22 protein-coding genes are annotated in these 19,632 nt (G+C 67.3%); 15 read left to right on the forward strand and 7 right to left on the reverse strand.

All coding sequences use genetic code 11. The features are described 5' to 3' along the window. Positions 1 to 94 precede the first annotated feature (94 nt). Positions 95 to 1,450 (reverse strand): DUF445 domain-containing protein, encoded by a 1,356-nt coding sequence (locus DWV11_RS04705; RefSeq protein ID WP_115787737.1) that lies wholly within the window; start codon positions 1,448 to 1,450, stop codon positions 95 to 97. Between the two features lie 50 nt (positions 1,451 to 1,500). Between DWV11_RS04705 and DWV11_RS04710 the strand changes: the two genes are divergently transcribed. Next, positions 1,501 to 2,412 (forward strand): glycerophosphodiester phosphodiesterase, encoded by a 912-nt coding sequence (locus DWV11_RS04710; RefSeq protein ID WP_115787753.1) that lies wholly within the window; start codon positions 1,501 to 1,503, stop codon positions 2,410 to 2,412. A gap of 76 nt (positions 2,413 to 2,488) precedes the next feature. On the opposite strand, the gene ilvD is transcribed toward DWV11_RS04710, so the two are convergent. After that, entirely contained in the window at positions 2,489 to 4,372 is a 1,884-nt protein-coding gene (ilvD, locus tag DWV11_RS04715) for a dihydroxy-acid dehydratase (RefSeq protein WP_115787738.1), read from the reverse strand. Positions 4,373 to 4,545: 173 nt separating this feature from the next. Here ilvD and DWV11_RS04720 point away from each other — a divergent pair, with 173 nt between their 5' ends. Beyond that, positions 4,546 to 5,337 carry a helix-turn-helix transcriptional regulator gene (locus DWV11_RS04720; protein WP_115787739.1) on the forward strand — a complete coding sequence of 264 codons (792 nt, stop codon included), beginning with the start codon at positions 4,546 to 4,548 and terminating at the stop codon, positions 5,335 to 5,337. On the opposite strand, the gene DWV11_RS04725 is transcribed toward DWV11_RS04720, so the two are convergent. Then, on the reverse strand, positions 5,334 to 6,071 hold the full coding sequence (locus DWV11_RS04725; RefSeq protein WP_115787740.1) for a fumarylacetoacetate hydrolase family protein: 738 nt from the start codon (positions 6,069 to 6,071) through the stop codon (positions 5,334 to 5,336). The two genes, DWV11_RS04720 and DWV11_RS04725, sit on opposite strands and share 4 nt — an antisense overlap. A 126-nt stretch (positions 6,072 to 6,197) precedes the next feature. On the opposite strand from DWV11_RS04725, the gene DWV11_RS04730 reads away from it, so the two are divergent. Genes DWV11_RS04730 through DWV11_RS04740 form a run of 3 tightly spaced genes read left to right on the forward strand, consistent with a single transcriptional unit; the run spans position 6,198 to position 7,741 of the window. Further along, positions 6,198 to 6,941, forward strand: a complete 744-nt coding sequence (locus DWV11_RS04730) for an AzlC family ABC transporter permease (RefSeq protein ID WP_115787741.1) — start codon at positions 6,198 to 6,200, stop codon at positions 6,939 to 6,941. Continuing rightward, positions 6,938 to 7,249 (forward strand): AzlD domain-containing protein, encoded by a 312-nt coding sequence (locus DWV11_RS04735; protein WP_115787742.1) that lies wholly within the window; start codon positions 6,938 to 6,940, stop codon positions 7,247 to 7,249. Before DWV11_RS04730 ends, DWV11_RS04735 begins: the two co-directional genes overlap by 4 nt. Positions 7,250 to 7,309: 60 nt before the next feature. Then, positions 7,310 to 7,741, forward strand: a complete 432-nt coding sequence (locus DWV11_RS04740) for a hypothetical protein (protein ID WP_115787743.1) — start codon at positions 7,310 to 7,312, stop codon at positions 7,739 to 7,741. 145 nt (positions 7,742 to 7,886) lie between these two features. Here DWV11_RS04740 and DWV11_RS04745 read toward each other — a convergent pair whose 3' ends face one another. After that, positions 7,887 to 8,504 carry a TetR/AcrR family transcriptional regulator gene (locus DWV11_RS04745; protein WP_115787744.1) on the reverse strand — a complete coding sequence of 206 codons (618 nt, stop codon included), beginning with the start codon at positions 8,502 to 8,504 and terminating at the stop codon, positions 7,887 to 7,889. Positions 8,505 to 8,595: 91 nt separating this feature from the next. Between DWV11_RS04745 and DWV11_RS04750 the strand changes: the two genes are divergently transcribed. Then, complete coding sequence (locus DWV11_RS04750; RefSeq protein ID WP_115787745.1) at positions 8,596 to 8,931, forward strand: thiamine-binding protein; 336 nt, start codon at positions 8,596 to 8,598, stop codon at positions 8,929 to 8,931. Positions 8,932 to 8,989: 58 nt separating this feature from the next. Here DWV11_RS04750 and DWV11_RS04755 read toward each other — a convergent pair whose 3' ends face one another. Further along, entirely contained in the window at positions 8,990 to 9,520 is a 531-nt protein-coding gene (locus DWV11_RS04755) for a YbhB/YbcL family Raf kinase inhibitor-like protein (protein WP_115787746.1), read from the reverse strand. A gap of 121 nt (positions 9,521 to 9,641) precedes the next feature. Here DWV11_RS04755 and DWV11_RS04760 point away from each other — a divergent pair, with 121 nt between their 5' ends. Genes DWV11_RS04760 through DWV11_RS04770 form a run of 3 tightly spaced genes read left to right on the forward strand, consistent with a single transcriptional unit; the run spans position 9,642 to position 11,824 of the window. Beyond that, a complete protein-coding gene (locus tag DWV11_RS04760; RefSeq protein WP_115787747.1) occupies positions 9,642 to 10,313 on the forward strand; it encodes an O-methyltransferase in 672 nt (223 codons plus the stop codon). Between the two features lie 7 nt (positions 10,314 to 10,320). Next, complete coding sequence (locus tag DWV11_RS04765) at positions 10,321 to 10,824, forward strand: GNAT family N-acetyltransferase (RefSeq protein ID WP_115787748.1); 504 nt, start codon at positions 10,321 to 10,323, stop codon at positions 10,822 to 10,824. A gap of 52 nt (positions 10,825 to 10,876) precedes the next feature. Further along, positions 10,877 to 11,824: a spermidine synthase gene (locus tag DWV11_RS04770; protein ID WP_168404572.1), complete on the forward strand. Its 948-nt coding sequence runs from the start codon at positions 10,877 to 10,879 to the stop codon at positions 11,822 to 11,824. Here the strand turns inward: DWV11_RS04770 and DWV11_RS04775 are convergent. Next, positions 11,821 to 12,729 carry a LysR family transcriptional regulator gene (locus DWV11_RS04775; protein ID WP_210725668.1) on the reverse strand — a complete coding sequence of 303 codons (909 nt, stop codon included), beginning with the start codon at positions 12,727 to 12,729 and terminating at the stop codon, positions 11,821 to 11,823. The genes DWV11_RS04770 and DWV11_RS04775 overlap by 4 nt on opposite strands. Before the next feature lie 128 nt (positions 12,730 to 12,857). Between DWV11_RS04775 and DWV11_RS04780 the strand changes: the two genes are divergently transcribed. The 3 genes from DWV11_RS04780 (at position 12,858) to DWV11_RS04790 (ending at position 15,617) form a co-directional block, all read left to right on the forward strand. Then, entirely contained in the window at positions 12,858 to 14,243 is a 1,386-nt protein-coding gene (locus tag DWV11_RS04780; RefSeq protein ID WP_115787756.1) for an MFS transporter, read from the forward strand. Positions 14,244 to 14,254: 11 nt separating this feature from the next. After that, entirely contained in the window at positions 14,255 to 15,004 is a 750-nt protein-coding gene (locus tag DWV11_RS04785) for a 3-hydroxybutyrate dehydrogenase (protein WP_115787757.1), read from the forward strand. A gap of 67 nt (positions 15,005 to 15,071) precedes the next feature. After that, positions 15,072 to 15,617: a hypothetical protein gene (locus DWV11_RS04790; RefSeq protein ID WP_115787749.1), complete on the forward strand. Its 546-nt coding sequence runs from the start codon at positions 15,072 to 15,074 to the stop codon at positions 15,615 to 15,617. A 45-nt stretch (positions 15,618 to 15,662) separates the two neighbouring features. Here DWV11_RS04790 and DWV11_RS04795 read toward each other — a convergent pair whose 3' ends face one another. Beyond that, positions 15,663 to 17,162 carry an amino acid permease gene (locus DWV11_RS04795; RefSeq protein ID WP_115787750.1) on the reverse strand — a complete coding sequence of 500 codons (1,500 nt, stop codon included), beginning with the start codon at positions 17,160 to 17,162 and terminating at the stop codon, positions 15,663 to 15,665. Between the two features lie 161 nt (positions 17,163 to 17,323). On the opposite strand from DWV11_RS04795, the gene DWV11_RS04800 reads away from it, so the two are divergent. The 3 genes from DWV11_RS04800 to DWV11_RS04810 form a co-directional block, all read left to right on the forward strand. Then, positions 17,324 to 17,713 carry a hypothetical protein gene (locus DWV11_RS04800; protein ID WP_115787751.1) on the forward strand — a complete coding sequence of 130 codons (390 nt, stop codon included), beginning with the start codon at positions 17,324 to 17,326 and terminating at the stop codon, positions 17,711 to 17,713. Between the two features lie 148 nt (positions 17,714 to 17,861). Then, positions 17,862 to 18,668, forward strand: a complete 807-nt coding sequence (locus DWV11_RS04805) for an IclR family transcriptional regulator (RefSeq protein WP_115787752.1) — start codon at positions 17,862 to 17,864, stop codon at positions 18,666 to 18,668. A 236-nt stretch (positions 18,669 to 18,904) separates the two neighbouring features. Continuing rightward, the coding region (locus tag DWV11_RS04810) for a urocanate hydratase family protein (protein WP_483964181.1) at positions 18,905 to 19,632 on the forward strand (728 nt) is incomplete at its 3' end.

Consider the following 19,632-nt stretch of genomic DNA (forward strand, 5'->3'; position numbering starts at 1 on the left):
AACCAGAGGTCCTCACCTTTGGGTCAACGACTCCAGCGAGTCATCACATTCACCGAACCAACGTCCCTGGGCAGTACACCTAGCCGAACACGCCCTACCCGAACACCAGGTGCGCCGCCGTGAAGATCGCGAGCCCGGCCAGGGCACCCACCACCGTGCCGTTGATGCGGATGTACTGCAGGTCCTTGCCTACCTGGAGCTCGATCTTCTGTGACGTCTCTTCGGCGTCCCAGCGGGCCACGGTGTCTGAAATAACCCCGGCAATGTCCGAACGGTAGGTGTCCACGAGGTACCCGGCGGCGTCACCGATCCAGGCGTTGACCTTGCCGGCGAGTTCGGCGTCGTCCACCAGGCGGGTGCCGAAGTCACGCACCGCGGACTTGAAGCGCAGGCTGAGTTCCGAATCCGGATCGTCGACGGCGGTCAGCAGCGCGTTCTTGATGGTGCCCCAGGTGCGCGAGGCCAGTTCGCGGACCTCCGGGTCGCCGAGGATCTGCGCCTTGATTCCCTCGGCCCGGGCGATCATCGCCGGATCGTGCTGCAGGTCGTGGGCGAGCTCGGTCAGGTACGTGTCGATGGAGCGGCGCACCTGGTGCTCCGGGTCCTCCTGCACGGCCCTGACGAACTTGGACAGCTCGGTGTGGACCTTGTCGCCCACCAGGTCGTCCAGGAAGGAGGGCACCCACAGCGGCGAACGGTCGGAAACCAGCCGGTTCACGGTGGCGTGGTTGGCCGCTACCCAGTCCGCGGCGCGGTCAACCAGCAGGTCCACCAGCCTGTGGTGGTGGCCTTCGGCGAAGATCCGCTCCGCCATCCGGCCCACCGGCGGCCCCCACGGCGGAGTCAGCACGTGCCTGCGGAACATGCCCTCGATCACGGACTGGACGTCGTCGTCGTTCAACACGGTGAACGCACCGCGGATCAGCGCGGAACCCTCCTTGGCCACCCGTTCGGGTCCGGCGGGGGAGCGCAGCCATTCGCCGGCCTTGCGCGCGATGTCCACGCTGGCCAGCTTGTCCTGCACCACCTGCTGCGAGAGGAAGTTGTTTTCCACGAAGTCGGACAGGGAGGCGCCGATCTGGTCCTTGCGCCTCGGGATGATGGCGGTGTGTGGGATCTTCAGGCCCATCGGGTACTTGAACAATGCGGTCACGGCGAACCAGTCCGCCAGCGCGCCCACCATGCCGCCCTCGGCCGCGGCCCGCACGTATTCCAGCCACGGGTACTGCTTCTGCAGGGCGAACGCCACAGTGAACACCACCGCCATGCCGAGCAGCAGCGCCAGTGCAACGGTCTTCATCCGGCGCAGCGCCGCGGCTTTCGCGGCGTCGCCCGGAGACAGCGCCGCGGAGTGGGCGACGGCGGCAACCGCCTTGGCGGGGCGCGCACCCGGTTCGTAGACTGCGCGGCTTTGCTCCGTCGTCGGGATTTGTTCAGAGTTCACCTGCATGTGCCCAGCGTAGCCCCGTGCCCGCCGGGCGGGTGGGCTACCGTGTCAGCATGACTATCGAGGCACCCGAGAGCGACTCTTCGGAAAACGCGGCCCCGTTGCGCCGGCCGCTGGTCTACGCCCACCGCGGGGCCAGCGCGGTTTTTGCCGAGCACACGCGGGCCGCGTACCTGAAGGCGATCGCCGACGGCGCGGATGGAGTGGAGTGCGACGTCCACCTCAGCCGTGACCAGCACCTGGTGCTGCTGCACGATGCGAACCTGGACCGCACCTCCGACGGTACGGGGCCGGTGGCCGAAAAGGACCTCGCCGAACTGCGCACCTTGGACTTCTCGTCGTGGAAGGGCGCCCGGATCCCCGATGAGTACGGCGGGGTTTCCGAGCAGTTCCTCACCCTGCCCGAACTGCTGGACATGCTGCGCGCCGCCGGCCGGGAGATCGGGCTCGCGATCGAGCTCAAACACCCGAGCCCCTATCAGCTCAAGCTCGAGGACCGGCTGCTGGAGCTCCTGCTCCGGGAAGGCTGGGACGCGGAAAGCTCGCGGCTGGACAACATCCTGGTGTCCTTCATGAGCTTCAGCCCGGACTCCGTAAAGCACCTGCTGCGGTCCGTCCCGGCACGGCACATCTGCCAGCTGGTGGACGACGTGAGCGTGGAGGAGGTCCGCGAGGAGCTGGGTCTGGGCAGGATCACGGGCGGTGCGGTGGCCAACGTGATGAAGGCGGCCCAAGTGGAGGGCGAACGGATCCTGGACGACTGCGAGGTGGGGATCGCAGGGCCGGGCATCGATTACGTCCGAAAGCATGCCCGTGCCGTGCAGCGCTGGCTCGACTCCGGCCGCCGCTTCCGGGTGTGGACCGTGGATTCGGAGCGGGACGTGGCGCTCTGCCAGGGCCTGGGCATCCACGAAATCACCACGAACAAGCCGGCCCAGGTGCTGGCGCAGCTTTCCACGTCCTAAGACCCATCTGGCTGGCAGTTGTCAAAACGACGACAACTGCCAGCCAGATGACAGGGTTTACTACGGCAGGGGCTAGCTAGGCCACCGGCTGCGGCGAGGTCAGGCGGTAGAGGGAATCGACGTCGCGCACTGCTCCCTTGTCCGCCGAGGTTGCCATCGCAGCGTAGGCGCGCAGGGCCGCGGAGACTTCGCGCTCACGGTTCACCGGGTGGTAGCCCGTGGTGGCCTCCAGGCGCCCGCGGCGGGCATCCAGTTCGGCGGCGTCCACCAGGAGCTCCATGGAGCGGCTGGGGATGTCGATGCGGATGATGTCGCCGTCTTCCACCAGGGCGATCGTTCCACCGGAGGCTGCCTCCGGGGAGATGTGGCCGATGGACAGTCCGGAGGTGCCACCGGAGAAACGGCCGTCCGTGATGAGGGCGCACTTCTTGCCGAGGCCCCGGCCCTTGAGGAACGACGTCGGGTAGAGCATTTCCTGCATGCCCGGACCGCCCTTGGGGCCTTCGTAGCGGATGACCACCACGTCGCCTTCCTTGACGGTCTTGTTCAGGATCTTCTCCACGGCCTCGTCCTGGGACTCGCAGACCACGGCCGGGCCCTCGAAGGTCCAGATGGACTCGTCCACGCCGGCGGTCTTCACCACGGCACCGTCCACGGCGATGTTGCCGCGCAGCACGGCCAGGCCGCCGTCCTTGGAGTAGGCGTGCTCCACGGAGCGGATGCAGCCACCCTCGGCGTCGGTGTCCAGGGAGGTCCACTCGTTCGACTGGGAAAACGCGGTGGAGGAGCGGACCCCGCCAGGGGCGGCGTGCCACAGGGCCCGCGCTTCCTCGGTGGCCTTGCCGCCGCGGATGTCCCAGTCGTCCAGCCAGCCGTCCAGGTCGGCTGAGTGCACGGAGTGGACGTCTTTGTGCAGGAGCCCGCCGCGGTTCAGCTCACCGAGCAGGGCGGGGATGCCGCCGGCGCGGTGCACGTCCTCCATGTAGTACGTCTTGTCCTTGGCCACGTTCGGAGCCACCTTGGCCAGGCAGGGCACCTGGCGGGACTTGGCGTCCATTTCGGCCAGGCCGTAGTCCACGCCCGCCTCCTGGGCTGCCGCGAGCAGGTGCAGGATGGTGTTGGTGGAGCCGCCCATGGAGATGTCCAGGGCCATGGCGTTGTCGAAGGCCTTGGCCGTGGCGATGGAGCGCGGCAGTACGGAGGCGTCGTCGCCGTCGTAGTAGCGCTTGACCAGCTCGACGACGGTTGAACCGGCCTTCTCGTACAGCGCCTTGCGGGCGGTGTGCGTGGCCAGCACGGAACCGTTGCCCGGCAGGGAGAGGCCGATGGCCTCGGTGAGGCAGTTCATGGAGTTGGCGGTGAACATACCGGAGCAGGAGCCGCAGGTGGGGCAGGCGTTCTCTTCGATCAGGTTGATGTCCGCGTCGGAGATGGATTCGTCCACGGCGTCGGCGATCGCGTTCACCAGGTCCAGGGAGCGGACGGAGCCGTCGGTCAGGGTCACGCGGCCGGCTTCCATGGGACCGCCGGAGACAAACACGGTGGGGATGTTCAGGCGCAGCGCGGCCATGAGCATGCCGGGGGTGATCTTGTCGCAGTTGGAGATGCAGACCAGGGCGTCGGCGCAGTGCGCGTTGGCCATGTACTCCACGGAGTCGGCGATCAGGTCGCGGGAGGGAAGCGAATAGAGCATGCCGCCGTGGCCCATCGCGATGCCGTCGTCCACGGCGATGGTGTTGAATTCGCGGGGCACGGCGCCTGCGGCGAGGATCGCGTCGGAAACGATCCGGCCCACCGGCGCCAGGTGCGTGTGGCCGGGGACGAATTCGGTGAAGGAGTTGGCCACGGCGATGATCGGCTTGCCGATGTCCGAGTTGGCGACGCCGGAAGCGCGCAGCAGTGCGCGGGCTCCGGCCATGTTGCGGCCATGGGTGACAGTGCGTGAACGGTATGCAGGCATGTTCCCCAGTCTCTCGCGCGGATAACCCGGGCACCAAGACGGCGTCAATACTGGTAGTGGGAGTACTAGAATTGCTTCTCGGGCAACGCGGGGTCACTTGCGGCCCATGTTGCGTGCCCTGATGGGCCGTACCTGACCCCGCGTTGGGGCAGTCCCGGTGGGAAGGAGCGGACATGGCGGAACCCGAAGCGTGGCGCAAGGAGCTGGGAAACTTCCTGGCCGCACGCCGCCGTGAGGCGGTGCGCAGCGCTTATGGGCTGCCGCAGGCGGCCCGCGGCAAGGACGTGGGGCTGCGCCGCGAAGAGGTGGCATTCCTCGCCGCCATCTCCGTCACCTGGTACACGTGGCTGGAGCAGGGCCGCAAGGTCAACCCGTCCCGCGAGGTGCTGGCGTCGCTGGCCACGGTGCTCCGCCTGGACGCGGCGGGGGAGCGATACCTCTTCACGCCCTTCGGCTACGCGGTACCTGCTCCTGGACCGGGTACGGCGGAAACCACCGAGCACGTGCAGCGGCTGCTGGATGCCATCGACCCGAATCCGGCGCTCGCCCTTGAAGGAAACTGGGACATCGTGGCGTGGAACAACGCCTACAGCGAACTGTTCCCGCGCGTCCTGGAGGTATCCGGGGTGGAACGGAACCTGCTGAGGCTCGTCTTCACCGATCCTGCGGTCCGGGCGCTCCTGCCCGATTGGGATCAGACCAGTGCCCAGTTCCTGGCCGAGTTCCGGGCGGAAACAGGATCCCGGATCCAGGACGCCCGCAAGGCCAGCCTGGTGGCCGGGCTGCTGCAGTCCAGCCCCGAGTTCCGGTCCCAGTGGGAGGCCCACGGTGTCCGCGGCTTCACACCCCGCACCCGTTCCTTCAACCGTCCCGACGGCGGCACCGGGGTCTACGAACACCACCAGCTGACCCTCGCCGATGCCCCGGCGCTGAAGCTGATCGTCTATACACCGGCGCCCAGCTAGACCACCCGGTTGCTCAGGGTGCCGATGCCGTCCAGGGTGATCTCCACGTGGTCGCCCGGTTGCACGGCGACGAAGGTGTTGGGTGCCCCGGTCATGATGACGTCCCCGGGCTCCAGGGTGAGCCAGCGCGTGACGTACACCAGACACGCGGCCACGGAGGAGGAAAGGTTGAACGAGCCCGACTTCGCCCTGGTTTCGCCGTTGATGGTCACGGTGGTGGCCACGTTGTCCGGGTCTTCGAGTTCGGTTTCGATCCACGGGCCCAGCGGCGTGTAGTTCGTGCCGGCCTTGCCCTGGAACATCTTCTCGTCCACCTGGTTCTGCTCCACGTTGGTGACGTCGTTGACCACCGTGTAGCCCAGGACGTGTTCCAGCGCGTTCTCCAGCGTGAGGTTCTCTGCGCGCTTGCCGACGACCACGGCCAGTTCGCCCTCGATGTTCACCGTGCCGGCCCCGCGCACCGCCACGATGTCCGCGCCCGGTGCCGCGACCGTGTGCACCGACTTGTGCCAGGCCTGGATGGGCAGCGGGTGGCTGTTGTTGCCGAGGTTCTGCGCAATGCCCAGAAGCACCGCGGGCCGCACCGGGGCGAGGAGCTCGGCGTCGTCCGCGGCGGTGGAGGCGCCGGTAAAGGAAAGCTCGTCCACGAACGCGTCCTCGATATGGTCCCAGCATTCCCCGCGCAGTACGGCGTGGGTGGGTCCCGAAGGGGTCTGGAGACGGGCGATGCGCATGCGGTTCCTCCTTGGATTCGTCCCGCAAAGCTAACACTATGTTGAACAGGGTTCAATATGCTGAACCTCGCGATGGTCCGAAGCCCGCAGTTAGGGAGCCGGCCGGGGCTGTGGTTGCATGAAGGCATGCCCCCGAAGTTGCTCGAGTCCCCGGCCGTGAAGGTCGGCCTCTCCCTCAGCATCGCCACGGGGCTCTACGGGATTTCCTTCGGCGCCCTGTCCGCCGCGTCCGGCTTCGATTTCTGGCAGACCATGGCTCTGAGCCTGCTCTTGTTCAGCGGCGGTTCGCAGTTCGCCTTCATCGGGGTGGTGGCCGGCGGCGGGTCGGGCGTCGCGGCCATGACGGCCTCGGCCCTGCTCGGCCTGCGGAACGGCATCTACGGCATGCAGATGAACGCACTGCTGCTGCCTCAAGGGAAACTGAAGTACCTCCAGGCCCAGTTGAGCATCGACGAAACCACCGCCACGGCGTCGGGCCAGTCCGACCCGGATGAACAGCGCCGCGGGTTCTGGACCGCCGGAATCGGCATCTACGTCCTCTGGAACCTGTTCACCGCCGTCGGCGCGCTCGCCGGGAACGCGCTGGGCGACCCCAAGCAATGGGGGCTCGACGGCGCTGCTGTCGCCGCCTTCCTGGCCCTGCTTTGGCCCCGGCTGAAGGGCCGCGAGCCGTGGGCGATCGCCGTCGTCTGCGCCGTCGCGACACTGCTGGCGGTCCCGTTCGTGCCGCCCGGGGTGCCGATCCTGGTGGCGGCAGCGGTGGCCGGAGTTTTCGGCTGGCTCAGCCACGCCCGCAGCGACGAAGGCCTGGAGCCGGACATCGACCCCTACCCGCACCGCCGCGGCACCACCGAGGAGGGGGCGGAATGAGCCTGTGGCCCTGGATCCTGGCCGCCTGTGTCCTGGCGTACGCCACCAAACTGGCTGGCTACTTCGTGCCGCGCAGCCTGCTGAAGAACCCGCGCACCATGCACATCGCGGGCACCATGACCATCGGGCTGCTGGCCTCGCTGACCGTGGTCAATGCCTTCGCTTCCGGGCAGTCGCTGGCCTTCGATGCCCGGATCGGCGCCCTCGCCGCGGCCGCCGTCGCGCTGTGGCTCCGGGCCCCGTTCCTGGTCGTGGTCATCGTCGGTGCAGGAGCGGCCGCAGGGCTGCGCCTGCTCGGCTGGGGCTGAGGCGGGCCTGCGCACACCGGTTCGCTACCTGGCTGCACTGCGCAGTCCTAGACTCTCCGCATGGGGGACACCAACGCGGCGTTGCATCCGCTCCTCATCGCGTCCGTGCTCGTATTCACACTGACTGGGACCTACTGGGGTCGGTTCAGATTCCCGATGCTCAAAAGCGGCGGAGCAGCCGACGAACGGTTAGGCCGGATCAACTTCGTACTGGTCGGGCTCCAAGGCGTTCTTGCCACCACGCTTCCTTTCGCAAACGGCAACCGGGGCTTCTCGCTTCTCGCTTTCACAGCGTCCACTCTGTTTTTCGCGGCACTGGGCATATACCGGCTCAAGCGACCCGACCTTCGGCTGTCCCGGTACGCGGGCACCGGAAGCCATGCCGATACGGACGCCCTGAAACGACCGACAACGCGTTGGCCCTACACGCTCACTTACATGCTCGGCTACTTCGCCCTGTTCGCCTACTTCGGAACGCTTGGCCTTCGCTAAGCAGACTGCTCGGCTGCGGCTGACCCGGGCCCTGCGCACACCGGTTCGCTACCTGGCTGCGGCAGGCTCCGCCGGGGCCGTTTCCTCCTCCGCAGTTGCGTCATTCCCGACGGCGGCACGTCCGGTATCCCGTCCCTTGCGTTCCTTAGAGGAAGACGCCCGGGATCGGGGTCTGCGGCGGCAGGGGCCGGGCGGGGCGTTCGGTGCGGATCGCGTCTTCCATCAGGGCCACAGGCCTTTCCCAGGCCCTCGAACCCGGTTCCATGGTGTCCACGGAACCGATCAGCATGGCGACCAGCCGGATCATGTCTTCGATGGTGATGTCCTTGCGCAGCGAGCCTTGGCCCTGGCCGCGGGCCAGCAGGACCGCCATCGATTCGACCAGCCCGCCCGTGATGCCCATCAACAGGTTGCGCCTTCCGGCGACTGCGCCCAGCAGGTTGGCGTCTTCGCTGGCGACCATGACGACGGCGTCGATCACCTTGATGAGTCCTTGCGCCGCGTCCATTCCGGCCAGCGCCTCTTCGGCCACGGGGTCCACATGGAGCCTCAGTTGGCGGGACAGCGCGGCGAGGACAAGCTGCTGCTTGTCCGCGAAGTTCCGGAATAGGGTAGCCGGGCCCACGCCAGCCGTGGAAGCGATGGTCTGCAGGGGCACATCCGGACCCAGATCGTGGAAGCATTGCCTCGCCGCGGTGATGATCTTGTCCACGTTCCGGGCGGCATCAGCCCGAAGCGGCTTGCGTTCAGGGGGCAGACTCATGCTGCCCAGATTAGCAACGCGGACGCCGTGAACATCTGAACTGATGCTGTGGCACTTTTTGTGACATGGCATGCCATGGAAGACTTGGCCCATGTTGCTCGCATTTTCCGTAGCCCCGTCCGGCCAGCCCGCCGAAGGTACCGGTGCCGCCGGTGCTGCCGATGCCTCGGTGCACGACGCCGTTGCCGAGGCCGTCAGGATCGTCCGGGACTCTGGCCTGCCAAACCGGACCGATTCAATGTTCACCACCATCGAGGGCGAATGGGACGAGGTGTTCGACGTCGTCAAGCGCGCCACCGAGGCCGTGGGCAAGTACGGCAGCCGGGTGTCCCTGGTCATCAAGGCCGATATCCGCCCCGGTTATTCAGGGGAACTCACAGGAAAAGTCGAGCGGCTTGAGGACGCCATTTCCGCACAGGAATCCTGAGGCGCGTCCCCGGCCTTCTGCGAGCCTTCTGCCTGGCCGGCGTCGTCCCGGACGTGCCTCAGCGGCGTTCGAACACTCCCGTGATCGTGGCGCGGGCCAGGGTGTGGCGGTCCAGCAACGGGCCCAGCACCGATGCCGGCGTGCCGGCCGCGAAGTTGAGTTCCGCCACGTCGAGCGCATGGACGGCCACGATGTACCGGTGCTGTCCGGATCCCCTCGGCGGTGCGGCTCCGAGGTAGTCGGCGGTGCCGCCGTCGTTCGCCAACTGGAAGGCGCCGGCGGGGAGCCGGTGTCCGTCCGCGGTGCCGGCGCCGGCAGGCAGGGACGCGGCCGAGGCGGGAATCCCGACGACGGCCCAGTGCCAGTACCCGCCGCGGGCATCCGGGTCGAAGACAGTGACTGCGTAGCTTTTGGTTCCCCCGGGTGCGCCGCTCCAGGCCAGTCCGGGTGACTCGTCCTTGCCGCCCGCGACGCCCAGGCGGGCGCTGGTCTGGGCCGGCGGCAAGGCGTGCCCGTCCGTGAAGGACCCGGACTCCACCGTGAAAGCGGGCAGGGATCCCGGCGTCTTGTATGGCAGGTGGGCTCCCATTGCTGCTCCTTCCCCGCGCGGGCCGCTCCGGCCGGGCGCAGTCGCGATTGTCGGCAAGATCCACTCTCCCACCATCCCGGCGGCCTTCCCAGCCTGAGGCCCGGGTGCCAGACTGGGGGCCATGTTCGAACACAGGGTCCAGCACGGCTGGGCAGAGGTCGAAGATTACTTGTCCAACGCCGTCGTGCGCCCCGGCCCCGAACTGGCCCGGGCGCTGCGCTCCGCCGTCGACGCCGGAATGCCGCCTATCGAGGTGGCGCCCAACGCCGGGAAGCTGCTGAAGCTGCTGGTGCAGCTGAGCGGCGCGAAACGCGTGCTGGAGATTGGCACGCTGGCGGGCTTCAGCACGATCTGGATGGCGCAAGGCCTTCCCGACGACGGCCGGCTCGTCACGTGCGAGTACCTGCCCTTGCACGCCGAGGTGGCCAGGAAGAACGTGGATGCCGCCGGCGTCGGGCACAAGGTGGACATCCGGGTGGGCCCGGCACTTGACACGCTCCCCCTGCTCGCGGATGGAGAGGCGTTCGATTTCGTCTTTATTGACGCCGACAAGCAGAACGACTCGAACTACCTCGACTGGGCCATCCGGCTCGGCAAGCCCGGCACCGTGATCGTCATGGACAACGTGATCTGGGAAGGTGCCATCCTGGACAACTCCATGGACGAAATCAACGCCCCGGGGATCACGGCGGCCCTGGAAATGCTGGGCCAGGATCCGAGGCTGGACGCCACCGCCATCCAGACCGTGGGTACGAAGGGCTGGGACGGCTTCGCGATCGCGCGGGTGGTGTGAACCGGCCATGACCTTTACCCTGCGGACAGCCACCCCCGACGACGCGGAAACCGTGCCGCGCCTGCACCTGGCTGCGTGGCGGGAGAGCTACGGGCACCTTCTCCCCAAGGAGTTCTTTGAAGCCCGTGAGGCAGCCATGGACGAAAGGGCGGAACGGCACCGGGAGGCCTTGGCTGGTTCCTATCGCCCGGTCCTCGCACACGACAAGGCAGGGGAGTTGGTGGGCATGGCTTTCGCTGCGCCTTCCCGCGACGAGGATGCACCGTGCAGCCTCGAACTCCAAATGATCTACGCCTTGAAGCGGGTCCATGGGACCGGCGTGGGCCAGGCCCTGCTGGATGCCGTGATCGGCCGTGAGGCAGCCTGTCTTTGGGTCCTCGAGGACAATCCGCGCGCCCAGGCGTTCTACCGGCGCAACGGCTTCGTCCCCGACGGGAAGCGCGAACTCCTCCCGCCCGAGTGGGAGGAACTGCCGGAGATCCGGATGGTGCGTCCCGCCGTCGGGAATTGAAGGGCTTGCAGTCAACTAAGGTTGAAACCATGACTCAGGCAGGACCCCGCTGATGGCCCGGCGCGGAAAACCCGGCCGGCAGGCAAGCAGCACCCGGCAAGCCAACAACACCCGGCGGGGGAGCGGCGTCGTCGAATTGCCTGAGGGCGCCCGGCCGAAGGGCCCGGTGGAGGGCGTCTACTACATCGATACCGGGGACTGCGAGTTGGTGGCCGATCCGGACAACTCCAACGGCTGGCTCCTGAAGGTCAACGGCGTGATGAGCTCGCACATCGACCTCGCAGATCCGCTTTTCCTGGACTTCGAATACATGCGTTGGATCGCCGCGCTGGTGGAATCCGTGTGGCCGCCGGAGGAACGGCCCAGGCTGCGCGCCCTGCACCTGGGCGGCGGGGCCTGTTCGATGGCCCGCTACGTGCACGCCGCCTACCCGGAAGCACGCCAGGTGGTGGTGGAACTGGACGGAAAACTGGCCGACTACGTCCGCGCCTGGTTCGATCTGCCCAAGGCGCCGCTGCTCCGGATCCGAGTGGGGGAAGCCCGCGCCGTCACCGAAACGCTCACGCCCGCGAGCCGTGACCTGATCATCCGCGACGTCTTCGCCGGGGCGTTCACCCCGCGCGCCCTCACCACCCGCGAATTCAACGCGCACGCCAGGAACGTGCTGGCACCGGGCGGCCTCTACGTGGTCAACTCGGGCGACAGCCCCGACCTCCGGAACGCCAGGCAGGATGCCGCAACCATCGCGGACACCTTCGCGCACACGATGATCATCGCCGACCCCGCCATGCTCAAGGGCCGCCGCTACGGCAACATGATCATGGCCGGCAGCGACACCCCGTTCGGCGACGACCCCAAGCTTGCCCGCACGCTGTTGGGCGGGGCGGTTCCGGCCCACATCTGGGACGACGCCCAGGTCCGGGCCTTCGCCCGCGGCGCCGAGATCCGCCACGATCCGCCGGCACCCGTGGAGCCGGCCCCGGAAACGCCGCCCGCCTAAGCGTTTGGCGAGGCCCCGCCCAGCAGCACGTCCCGCCGCGCCGCTGTCTCCTCCTGTAGTGCGCGCACGACGGCGGCAACGGCCGGGCGGCGCATCGAGTCCGGGCGGAGCACCATCCAGTAAGGGAGCAACTCGGCGAAGTCCTGGGGAAGCAGCCGCACCAGGTCCTCGTGCCTTCCGGCCATGAAGCACGGCAGGAAGCCGATCCCGGCCCCGGCCCGCGTGGCCTCCACATGCACGAAGACGTTCGTGGAGGACACGCCGTCCCGCATGGAAGGAACCAGCCGCCGCGGAGCGTCCAGGTCGTCCACCTGGAGCATTGAATCCACGAAGTACACCAGCGGGTGCGTGACCAGTTCTTCCACCGTGCGCGGGGTGCCGTGCGCGGCCAGGTAGTCCCGCGACGCGTACATGCCCAGCATGTATTGCCCCAGCCGCACGGATTCTGCCCGGTGCACCTGCGGCTCGCCCACCACCACCTCCAGGTCCAGGCCGGATCGCTGCTGCAGGGCCCGGCGCGTCACGGTGATGATCTCTACGCTGAGGCCAGGATGCTGCTTGCGCAGCCGGGCGATGGCAGGCGCGGCGATGTACGCGCTGAAGCCGTCGGTCGCGGTCATGCGCACGACGCCGGCGATCGGGTCCGGCGCGCGGTCCTCCGCTTCCAGCGTGCCGACCGCGGCCTCGATCCGCTCCGCCACGGCAGCGGCCTCGGCGCCGAGTTCGGTGAGCTCCCAGCCGCCGGCGGCGCGGGCGAGGGTCCTGCCGCCCAGCGCCTTCTCCAGTGCGGCGATCCTGCGCGAGACGGTGGTGTGGTTCAGCCCCAGGTGCTGGGCCGCCGTCGTGAATTTGCCGGTGCGCGACACGGCCAGGAGGACCAGGAGATCGTCGGGATTCGGGTTCATATCTGCAATTCTGCACATGTGCGGTGCTGATTTGGCCATTGAGCTGCGAGGAATGTGCAGCAAGACTCATCAGGTCATTCGTGTTGTGGATCACAGCACGTGTCAACGAGGACACAAAGGAGCTGGACATGGGCGTAGAACAGCGCTCCCTGGCAGAGGTGGGCCAAGCGGCGAAAGGCAAGGGCCTGCGGAAGATCGTGGCCGCCTCCATGGTGGGCACCGTGGTGGAGTGGTATGAGTTCTTCCTCTACGCGACCGCGGCCACCCTGGTATTCGGCAAGTACTTCTTCCCCAGCACCGGCAACGAGCTGGACGGCGTCATCCAGGCCTTCCTGACTTACGCGGTCGGCTTCGTGGCCCGGCCCTTGGGTGGCATCGTCTTCGGCCAGATCGGCGACAGGCTGGGCCGCAAGCCGACGCTCCAGCTGACCATCGTGATCGTGGGTGTCTCCACTTTCCTCATGGGCTGCCTGCCCGGCTTCGCCGAACTGGGCTATCTCGCCCCGGCACTTCTGGTGGCGCTGCGCTTCATCCAGGGCTTCGCACTCGGGGGTGAATGGGGCGGAGCCGTGCTGCTCGTGGCCGAACACAGCCCCAACAAATCCCGCGCCTTCTGGTCCAGCTGGCCGCAGGCCGCCGTGCCCGTGGGCAACCTGCTGGCCACCCTGGTGCTGTTCATCATGTCCAAGGTCCTCAGCAGCTCCGACTTCCTCAGCTGGGGCTGGCGCGTGGCATTCTGGCTCTCCGCGGTGATCGTGTTCGTGGGCTACTACATCCGCACCCACGTCACCGAGGCGCCCATCTTCCTGGAGGCCAAAGCCCAGGTGGAGAAGGAGCAGGCCGTCAGCTACGGCGTCGGCGAAGTCCTGAAGAAGTACCCCAAGGGCATCCTGCAGGCCATGGGTCTGCGCTTCGCGGAAAACATCATGTACTACCTCGTGGTGAGCTTCTCGATCGTCTACCTCAAGAGCGTGCACAAGTACGACACCTCCTCGCTGCTGCTGGCCCTGCTGATCGCCCACGTGGTGCACTTCGTCGTCATCCCGCAGGTGGGCAGGCTGGCGGACGCGTGGGGCCGCAAGCCCGTGTACCTGGCGGGCGCGGTTGCCGGGGCGGCGTGGCCGTTCTTCGCTTTCCCCATGTTCGATTCCCTCAACCCCGTGGTGATCGTCCTGGCCGTGACCATCGGCCTGTGCCTGCACGCCTTCATGTACGCGGGCCAGCCTGCCATCATGTCCGAGCTCTTCCCCACCCGCATGCGGTACTCCGGCGTCTCCCTCGGCTCGCAGGTCACGTCGATCTTCGCGGGCTCCCTGGCCCCGCTGCTGGCGACCCAATGGCTCAAGGACACCGGATCCTGGCTGCCCACCGCGGCCTACCTGCTGCTCGCCTGCGCGGTGACCGCCGTCGTCGTCCTTACCCTGCGCGAGACGCGCGGTGCCGCGCTGGAAGACATCGACGACGCCGACGCCCGCCGGCACGGGCTGCCCGCCGCGAAGGGAGCAGGCGCGTGAGTTCGGGGCGGCTGTGCGGGACGCTTGCGGGCCGCAAGGCGCTGGTCACAGGCGGTGCCGGTGGCATCGGGGCCGCGTGCGCCCGTGAGTTCGCGGCCCGCGGAGCCAAGGTGGTGGTGGCCGACGTCGACGCCGCCGGGGCGGAAGCGCTCGCCGACGAGCTTGGCGGCACCGCCTGGGCGGTGGACCTGCTGGACACCGAAGCGCTGGCGGGGCTCAGCCTCGATTGCGACATCCTGGTCAACAACGCCGGGATCCAGAAGGTGGCGCCCATCGAGGAGTTCGATCCCGCGGAGTTCCGGCGGATCCTGGCGCTCATGCTCGAGGCGCCGTTCCTGCTGATCCGGGCCGCCCTGCCGCACATGTACGCGCAGGGCTTCGGCCGGATCATCAACCTGTCCTCGGTGCACGGGCTGCGGGCGTCGGCGTTCAAGAGCGCCTATGTCTCGGCCAAGCACGGGCTCGAGGGGCTCAGCAAGGTCACGGCGCTGGAGGGCGGGCCGCACGGCGTTACGTCCAATTGCATCAATCCCGGCTATGTCCGCACCCCGCTGGTGGAGAAGCAACTGGCCGACCAGGCGCAGTTGCACGGCATCCCGGAGTCCGAGGTCCTCGCGAAGGTGATGCTCACCGAGTCCGCCGTGAAGCGGTTGGTGGAACCGGCGGAGGTTGCGTCGCTGGCAGCCTGGCTGGCCTCCGACGACGCCGGAATGGTCACCGGGGCCGGCTACACGATGGACGGCGGCTGGTCTGCGCGGTGAGACAAACAGGTGAGCCTCACGGAAGGTTGAGCCTTACAAAAGGCGCTGCGCGGAAATAGAGTGTGGCATGGCCAGGGTGGACTCGGTGTGGGGGCGCAGAGTGCTTGCGGCACTGGCGTTTCTTGTCCAGTTCCTGGTCGTCTTCCTGGGCTGGCTTCTCTTTGCGGGTCGCCCGCTGGATGCCGCCGTCAACGCGCTGCTACTGGTTGCCTTCTTCGCCGCGTACCCCTGGGCCGACGGCCTCCTCGCGAGGCGCCGCTTCAAGAGGATGCTGCGGCGCGGGCACACGGAGTGCTGGATCCGCTCGAATGACATGGCCCGGAGCAGCATCTGGACAGACTGGGAGCGTGGCTTTTTCTCATGCCGGCCGCCGAGCGTGGATTTCGTGCGGACGCAGATGTACCGGCCCCCTGGTGATTCGCCCTTCACGTTCCTCGTGTCCGGCAAGGCGGACCCGGCCCCCGGACAGCTGAGCCCAAAGCCGGTCCCGTACCTGGGCCGGGATGTCCGCTCCGTGCGGCTGCACACCACCCGGGGCGATATCGAGCTCGCGGCTTTCCCGGAGGCGCTCGACGTGCTGGAGGCCGAACTTTTCCCCCGGAACGACAGATGACGGCAGTGTCGGGGACACTGCCGTCATCTGTGTGCCTTGCGGGCGCTACTTCGCCGCGGGCACCTCCTGAGCCAGGGAGACTTCCTTGACTACCGGGATCGCCGCGGTCTCATCGACCAGCTCGGCGCGCAGGCGTCCGTCGCCGCGCACCCAGAGCCGGTAGGCGACGAACAGCAGCACCAGCCAGGCTCCGCCGACGTACAGCGCAACCCGGGTGTCCTCGAAGACGCCGAGGATGACGATCACCATGGCCATGAACGCGATGGCCAGCACCGAGGCCGCGGGCCACAGCGGGGACGGGAATTCCGAGGCAGGCAGGCCCTTTCGGGCGATCTCCCGCTTCATGGCGACATGCGAGGCCAGGATCATGACCCATACCCACACTGTGGCGAAGGTGGCGATCGAGGCGATGACGACGAACACGTTCTCCGGGATCACGGCGTTGAGGACCACGCCCACCAGGAGGATGCCGCCCATCAGGGCAACGGTCATGAAGGGGACCCCGTGCCGGGAAACCTTTCCGAAGCTAGCCGGGGCGTGGCCCTGCTGGGCGAGACCGTAGAGGATCCGGCCGGCGCCGAAGATGTCAGAGTTGATGGCGGAGAGGGCGGCCGTGATCACCACGACGTTGAGGATGTGCGGTGCGGCCGGAATGCCCAGGCCGTCGAAGATCTGCACGAAGGGGCTGCCGTTGCTGCCGATTTCGTTCCATGGGAAGAGGCTCATGAGCACTCCGAGGGTCAGGACGTAGAACAGCAGGACGCGTACGGGAACGGTATTGACGGCCTGCGGGATGACCTTCTTGGGGTCGGCAGCTTCACCTGCGGTGATGCCGATCGTTTCGATGCCTCCGAAGGCGAACATCACGACGGCGAACGCGGCCAGGATGCCGCCAAAACCGTTCGGGAACAGGCCGCCGTGGTCAACCAGGTTCCCGAGGCCCGGAGCCACGCTGCTGCCGCCGGCCTGGAAGCCGAAAACGATGATCGCCGCGCCGCCGGCGATCATGGCGATGATGGCCACGACCTTGATAAGGGAGAACCAGAATTCGAGTTCGCCGAAGACTTTGACGCTCAGCAGGTTCATGGCGCCGAGGAACAGGATGATGGACAGGACCCAGATCCAGCGGTCTACCTGCGGAAACCAGAAGCCCATGTAGATGCTGAACGCCGTGACGTCGGCGATGGCCACGATGGCCATTTCGAAGACGTAGGTCCAGCCGGTCACGAAGCCGGCAAACGGACCGAGGTAGCGGCTGGCGTACTGGCCGAAGGAGCCGGAAACCGGGTGGCGCACGGCCATTTCGCCCAGGGCGCGCATCACCATGAACACGGCGGCGCCGCCGATCATGTAGGCGAGGAGCGCGGCGGGGCCGGCCTTCTGGATTGCTGCCGCCGAGCCGTAGAACAGGCCGGTGCCGATCGCGGAGCCGAGGGCCATGAAGCGGATGTGCCGGACGTTGAGGCCCCGGTTCAGCGCGGTCGCCACAGTGCCGGCCGTCGCACCGGGAGTGGCCGTTGGGGCGGCGCTTGGTGCTTGTTGCATGCGAATAACCTTCTCGTCATTGGGAGGGGGATCGTTAACCAGCAGACCATTTTCGGGGGGTCTGTGATTGGTTTCACGGGCCCTTGGTGTCTTTGATCTCAGACGGTCGGAGAATTAAGGGGCGGGTCTCCCCGGGCAATCGGAATGAAAGGAACGGCGCCATGGGTGATTTCATTGCATACCTCGACACCTCGGAAGTCCTCCCCGGGAAGCTGGAGGAACTCAAAGCCGCGATGACAGATCTGGCTGTGTTCGTGGAGGAGAACGAGCCGCGGATCCTTGGCTACACCGTCCATTTCACCGAGGACGGAACGGAAATGAGCGTGCTGCACTTCCACGAGGACATGGAGTCCCTCATGTTCCACCTGGATGTGGCCGGCCCGAAGTTCCCGCCGATTGGCCCGTTCATCCGGATGAAAAGCATCGAGATCTTCGGCCACCCCAGCGAAGAGCTGCTGGCCCGTTCCAGGAGGAAGGCCGAAATGCTGGGCAGTGGGACGGTCATCGTCCGCGGGCTGCACGCCGGTTTTGCGCGCCTGGGAAAGGACTGAGCGGCCGGCGCGCTCCTGGCGCAGCCATGGCAACCCCGCAGTTGTCTGGAATTCAAGACACCGCTGCCCGGGCCGGTCTTCGGAATTCCGCACAACGGGCGCAAGCTTAAGTACGGGATACCGGACACTACACTTTTGACGAGGAACCATGACCGCACAGCCGCTGGCGCCAGGCAAAGCCACTTCCAAAGTCCCGGCCGCCGAAAACACCCTTCGAATCCTCAAACTGCTGGCCTCCCGCCGGGGGCCGATGGCGGCGTCGAACATCGCTACGTCGCTGGGCCTGCCGCGCTCCAGCGTGTACCACCTGCTGGGCGTGATGGAGGCCAACGGCTTCGTCATGCACCTGCACGAGGAGCAGCGCTACGGGCTGGGCATCAGCGCCTTCGAACTCAGCTCCGCCTACTCCAGGCAGGAGCCGCTCTCCCGCCTGGGCCGCCCGATGCTTGCCTCCCTCGTGGATGTGATCGGCGAGAGTGCGCACCTCGCCGTGCTGCACGGCCGCGACGTGCTCTACATCGTGGAGGAGCGGGCCAAGAACCGCCCCTCCCTGGTGACCGACGTCGGCGTCCGCCTGCCCAGCCACCTCACCGCCAGCGGCCGGGCCATCCTGGCCGCGTTGCCGAAGTCGCAGGTCAGGGCCCTCTATCCCAACGCGGCCGCGTTCACGGCCCGGCATGAGATGGAATCGCCCATCATGAAGTACTCGGCGCTGTCCTCGCACCTGGACCAAGTGCGCCAGCGTGGCTACGCCACCGAACACGGCGAGGTCACTCCGGGATTCGGCTCGGTCGCCGCCGCCGTCACCGACCACCTGGGATGGCCGACGGCGGCCGTCGCCGTGACCTTCCTTGAGGACAAAGTGCCGGCAGAGGAATGGCCGGCGCTCGCTGCCCGCATCCAGAAGGCCGCCGACGAACTCTCGAACCGCATCTACGGCCGTCCGGCCCAGTAGACACGCAGGGCAAAGAGATGCACTTTGATGCGTTGCGGGGCCCGCTCTACGTCGAATGAATCCCGGCAAGGACGTAGAGCAGGCCTCGCAACGCGGAGCCTCCGCAGAGCCTCCCGCGCCAGTCTGGAATCCCGGACACAACCCCCAGAAAAGCCATTCCGCGGCCGTTGCGGACAGGCTCTACTGGATACAGAAGATCTTTCCCCCACCAACCCTCCAGAGACGAAGGAGCCACCATGGCCGATTTCACTACCGGAGCCCGTCCGGTCAAAGCTGCCCGCGGCACCGAGCTCACCGCGAAGAGCTGGCAGACGGAAGCGCCGTTGCGCATGTTGATGAATAACCTGGACCCGGAGGTTGCCGAGCGTCCGGATGACCTGGTGGTTTATGGGGAGGTTGCCGAGCGTCCGGATGACCTGGTGGTTTATGGCGGCACCGGCCGTGCCGCCCGCAGTTGGGCCGCGTTCGATGCGATTACCCGCACCCTGGAGACGATGGAGAAGGACGAGACGCTCCTGGTCCAGTCCGGCAAGCCGGTGGGTGTGTTCCGCACCAACGAATGGGCTCCCCGCGTGCTGCTGGCCAACTCGAACCTCGTGGGTGACTGGGCAACGTGGCCCGAGTTCCGCCGCCTCGAGGCCGAGGGCCTGATGATGTACGGGCAGATGACCGCCGGTTCCTGGATTTACATCGGCACCCAGGGCATCCTGCAGGGCACGTACGAAACCTTCGCCGCGGTGGGCAACAAGCTCGCTGCCGAGGGCCGTCACCCGGCTCCGGCTGCGGAGGGTTCCACCGAGGGTCCGCTGGCCGGCACCTTGACCCTGACCGGTGGTTGCGGCGGCATGGGCGGGGCCCAGCCGCTGGCCGTGACCCTGAATGACGGGGCCTGCCTGATCGTGGATGTGGACGAGTCCCGGCTGCGCCGCCGGGCCGGCAAGCGTTACCTGGACGAGGTGGAGAC

This window comes from Arthrobacter silvisoli, assembly GCF_003369445.1.
GTDB lineage: Bacteria > Actinomycetota > Actinomycetes > Actinomycetales > Micrococcaceae > Arthrobacter > Arthrobacter silvisoli.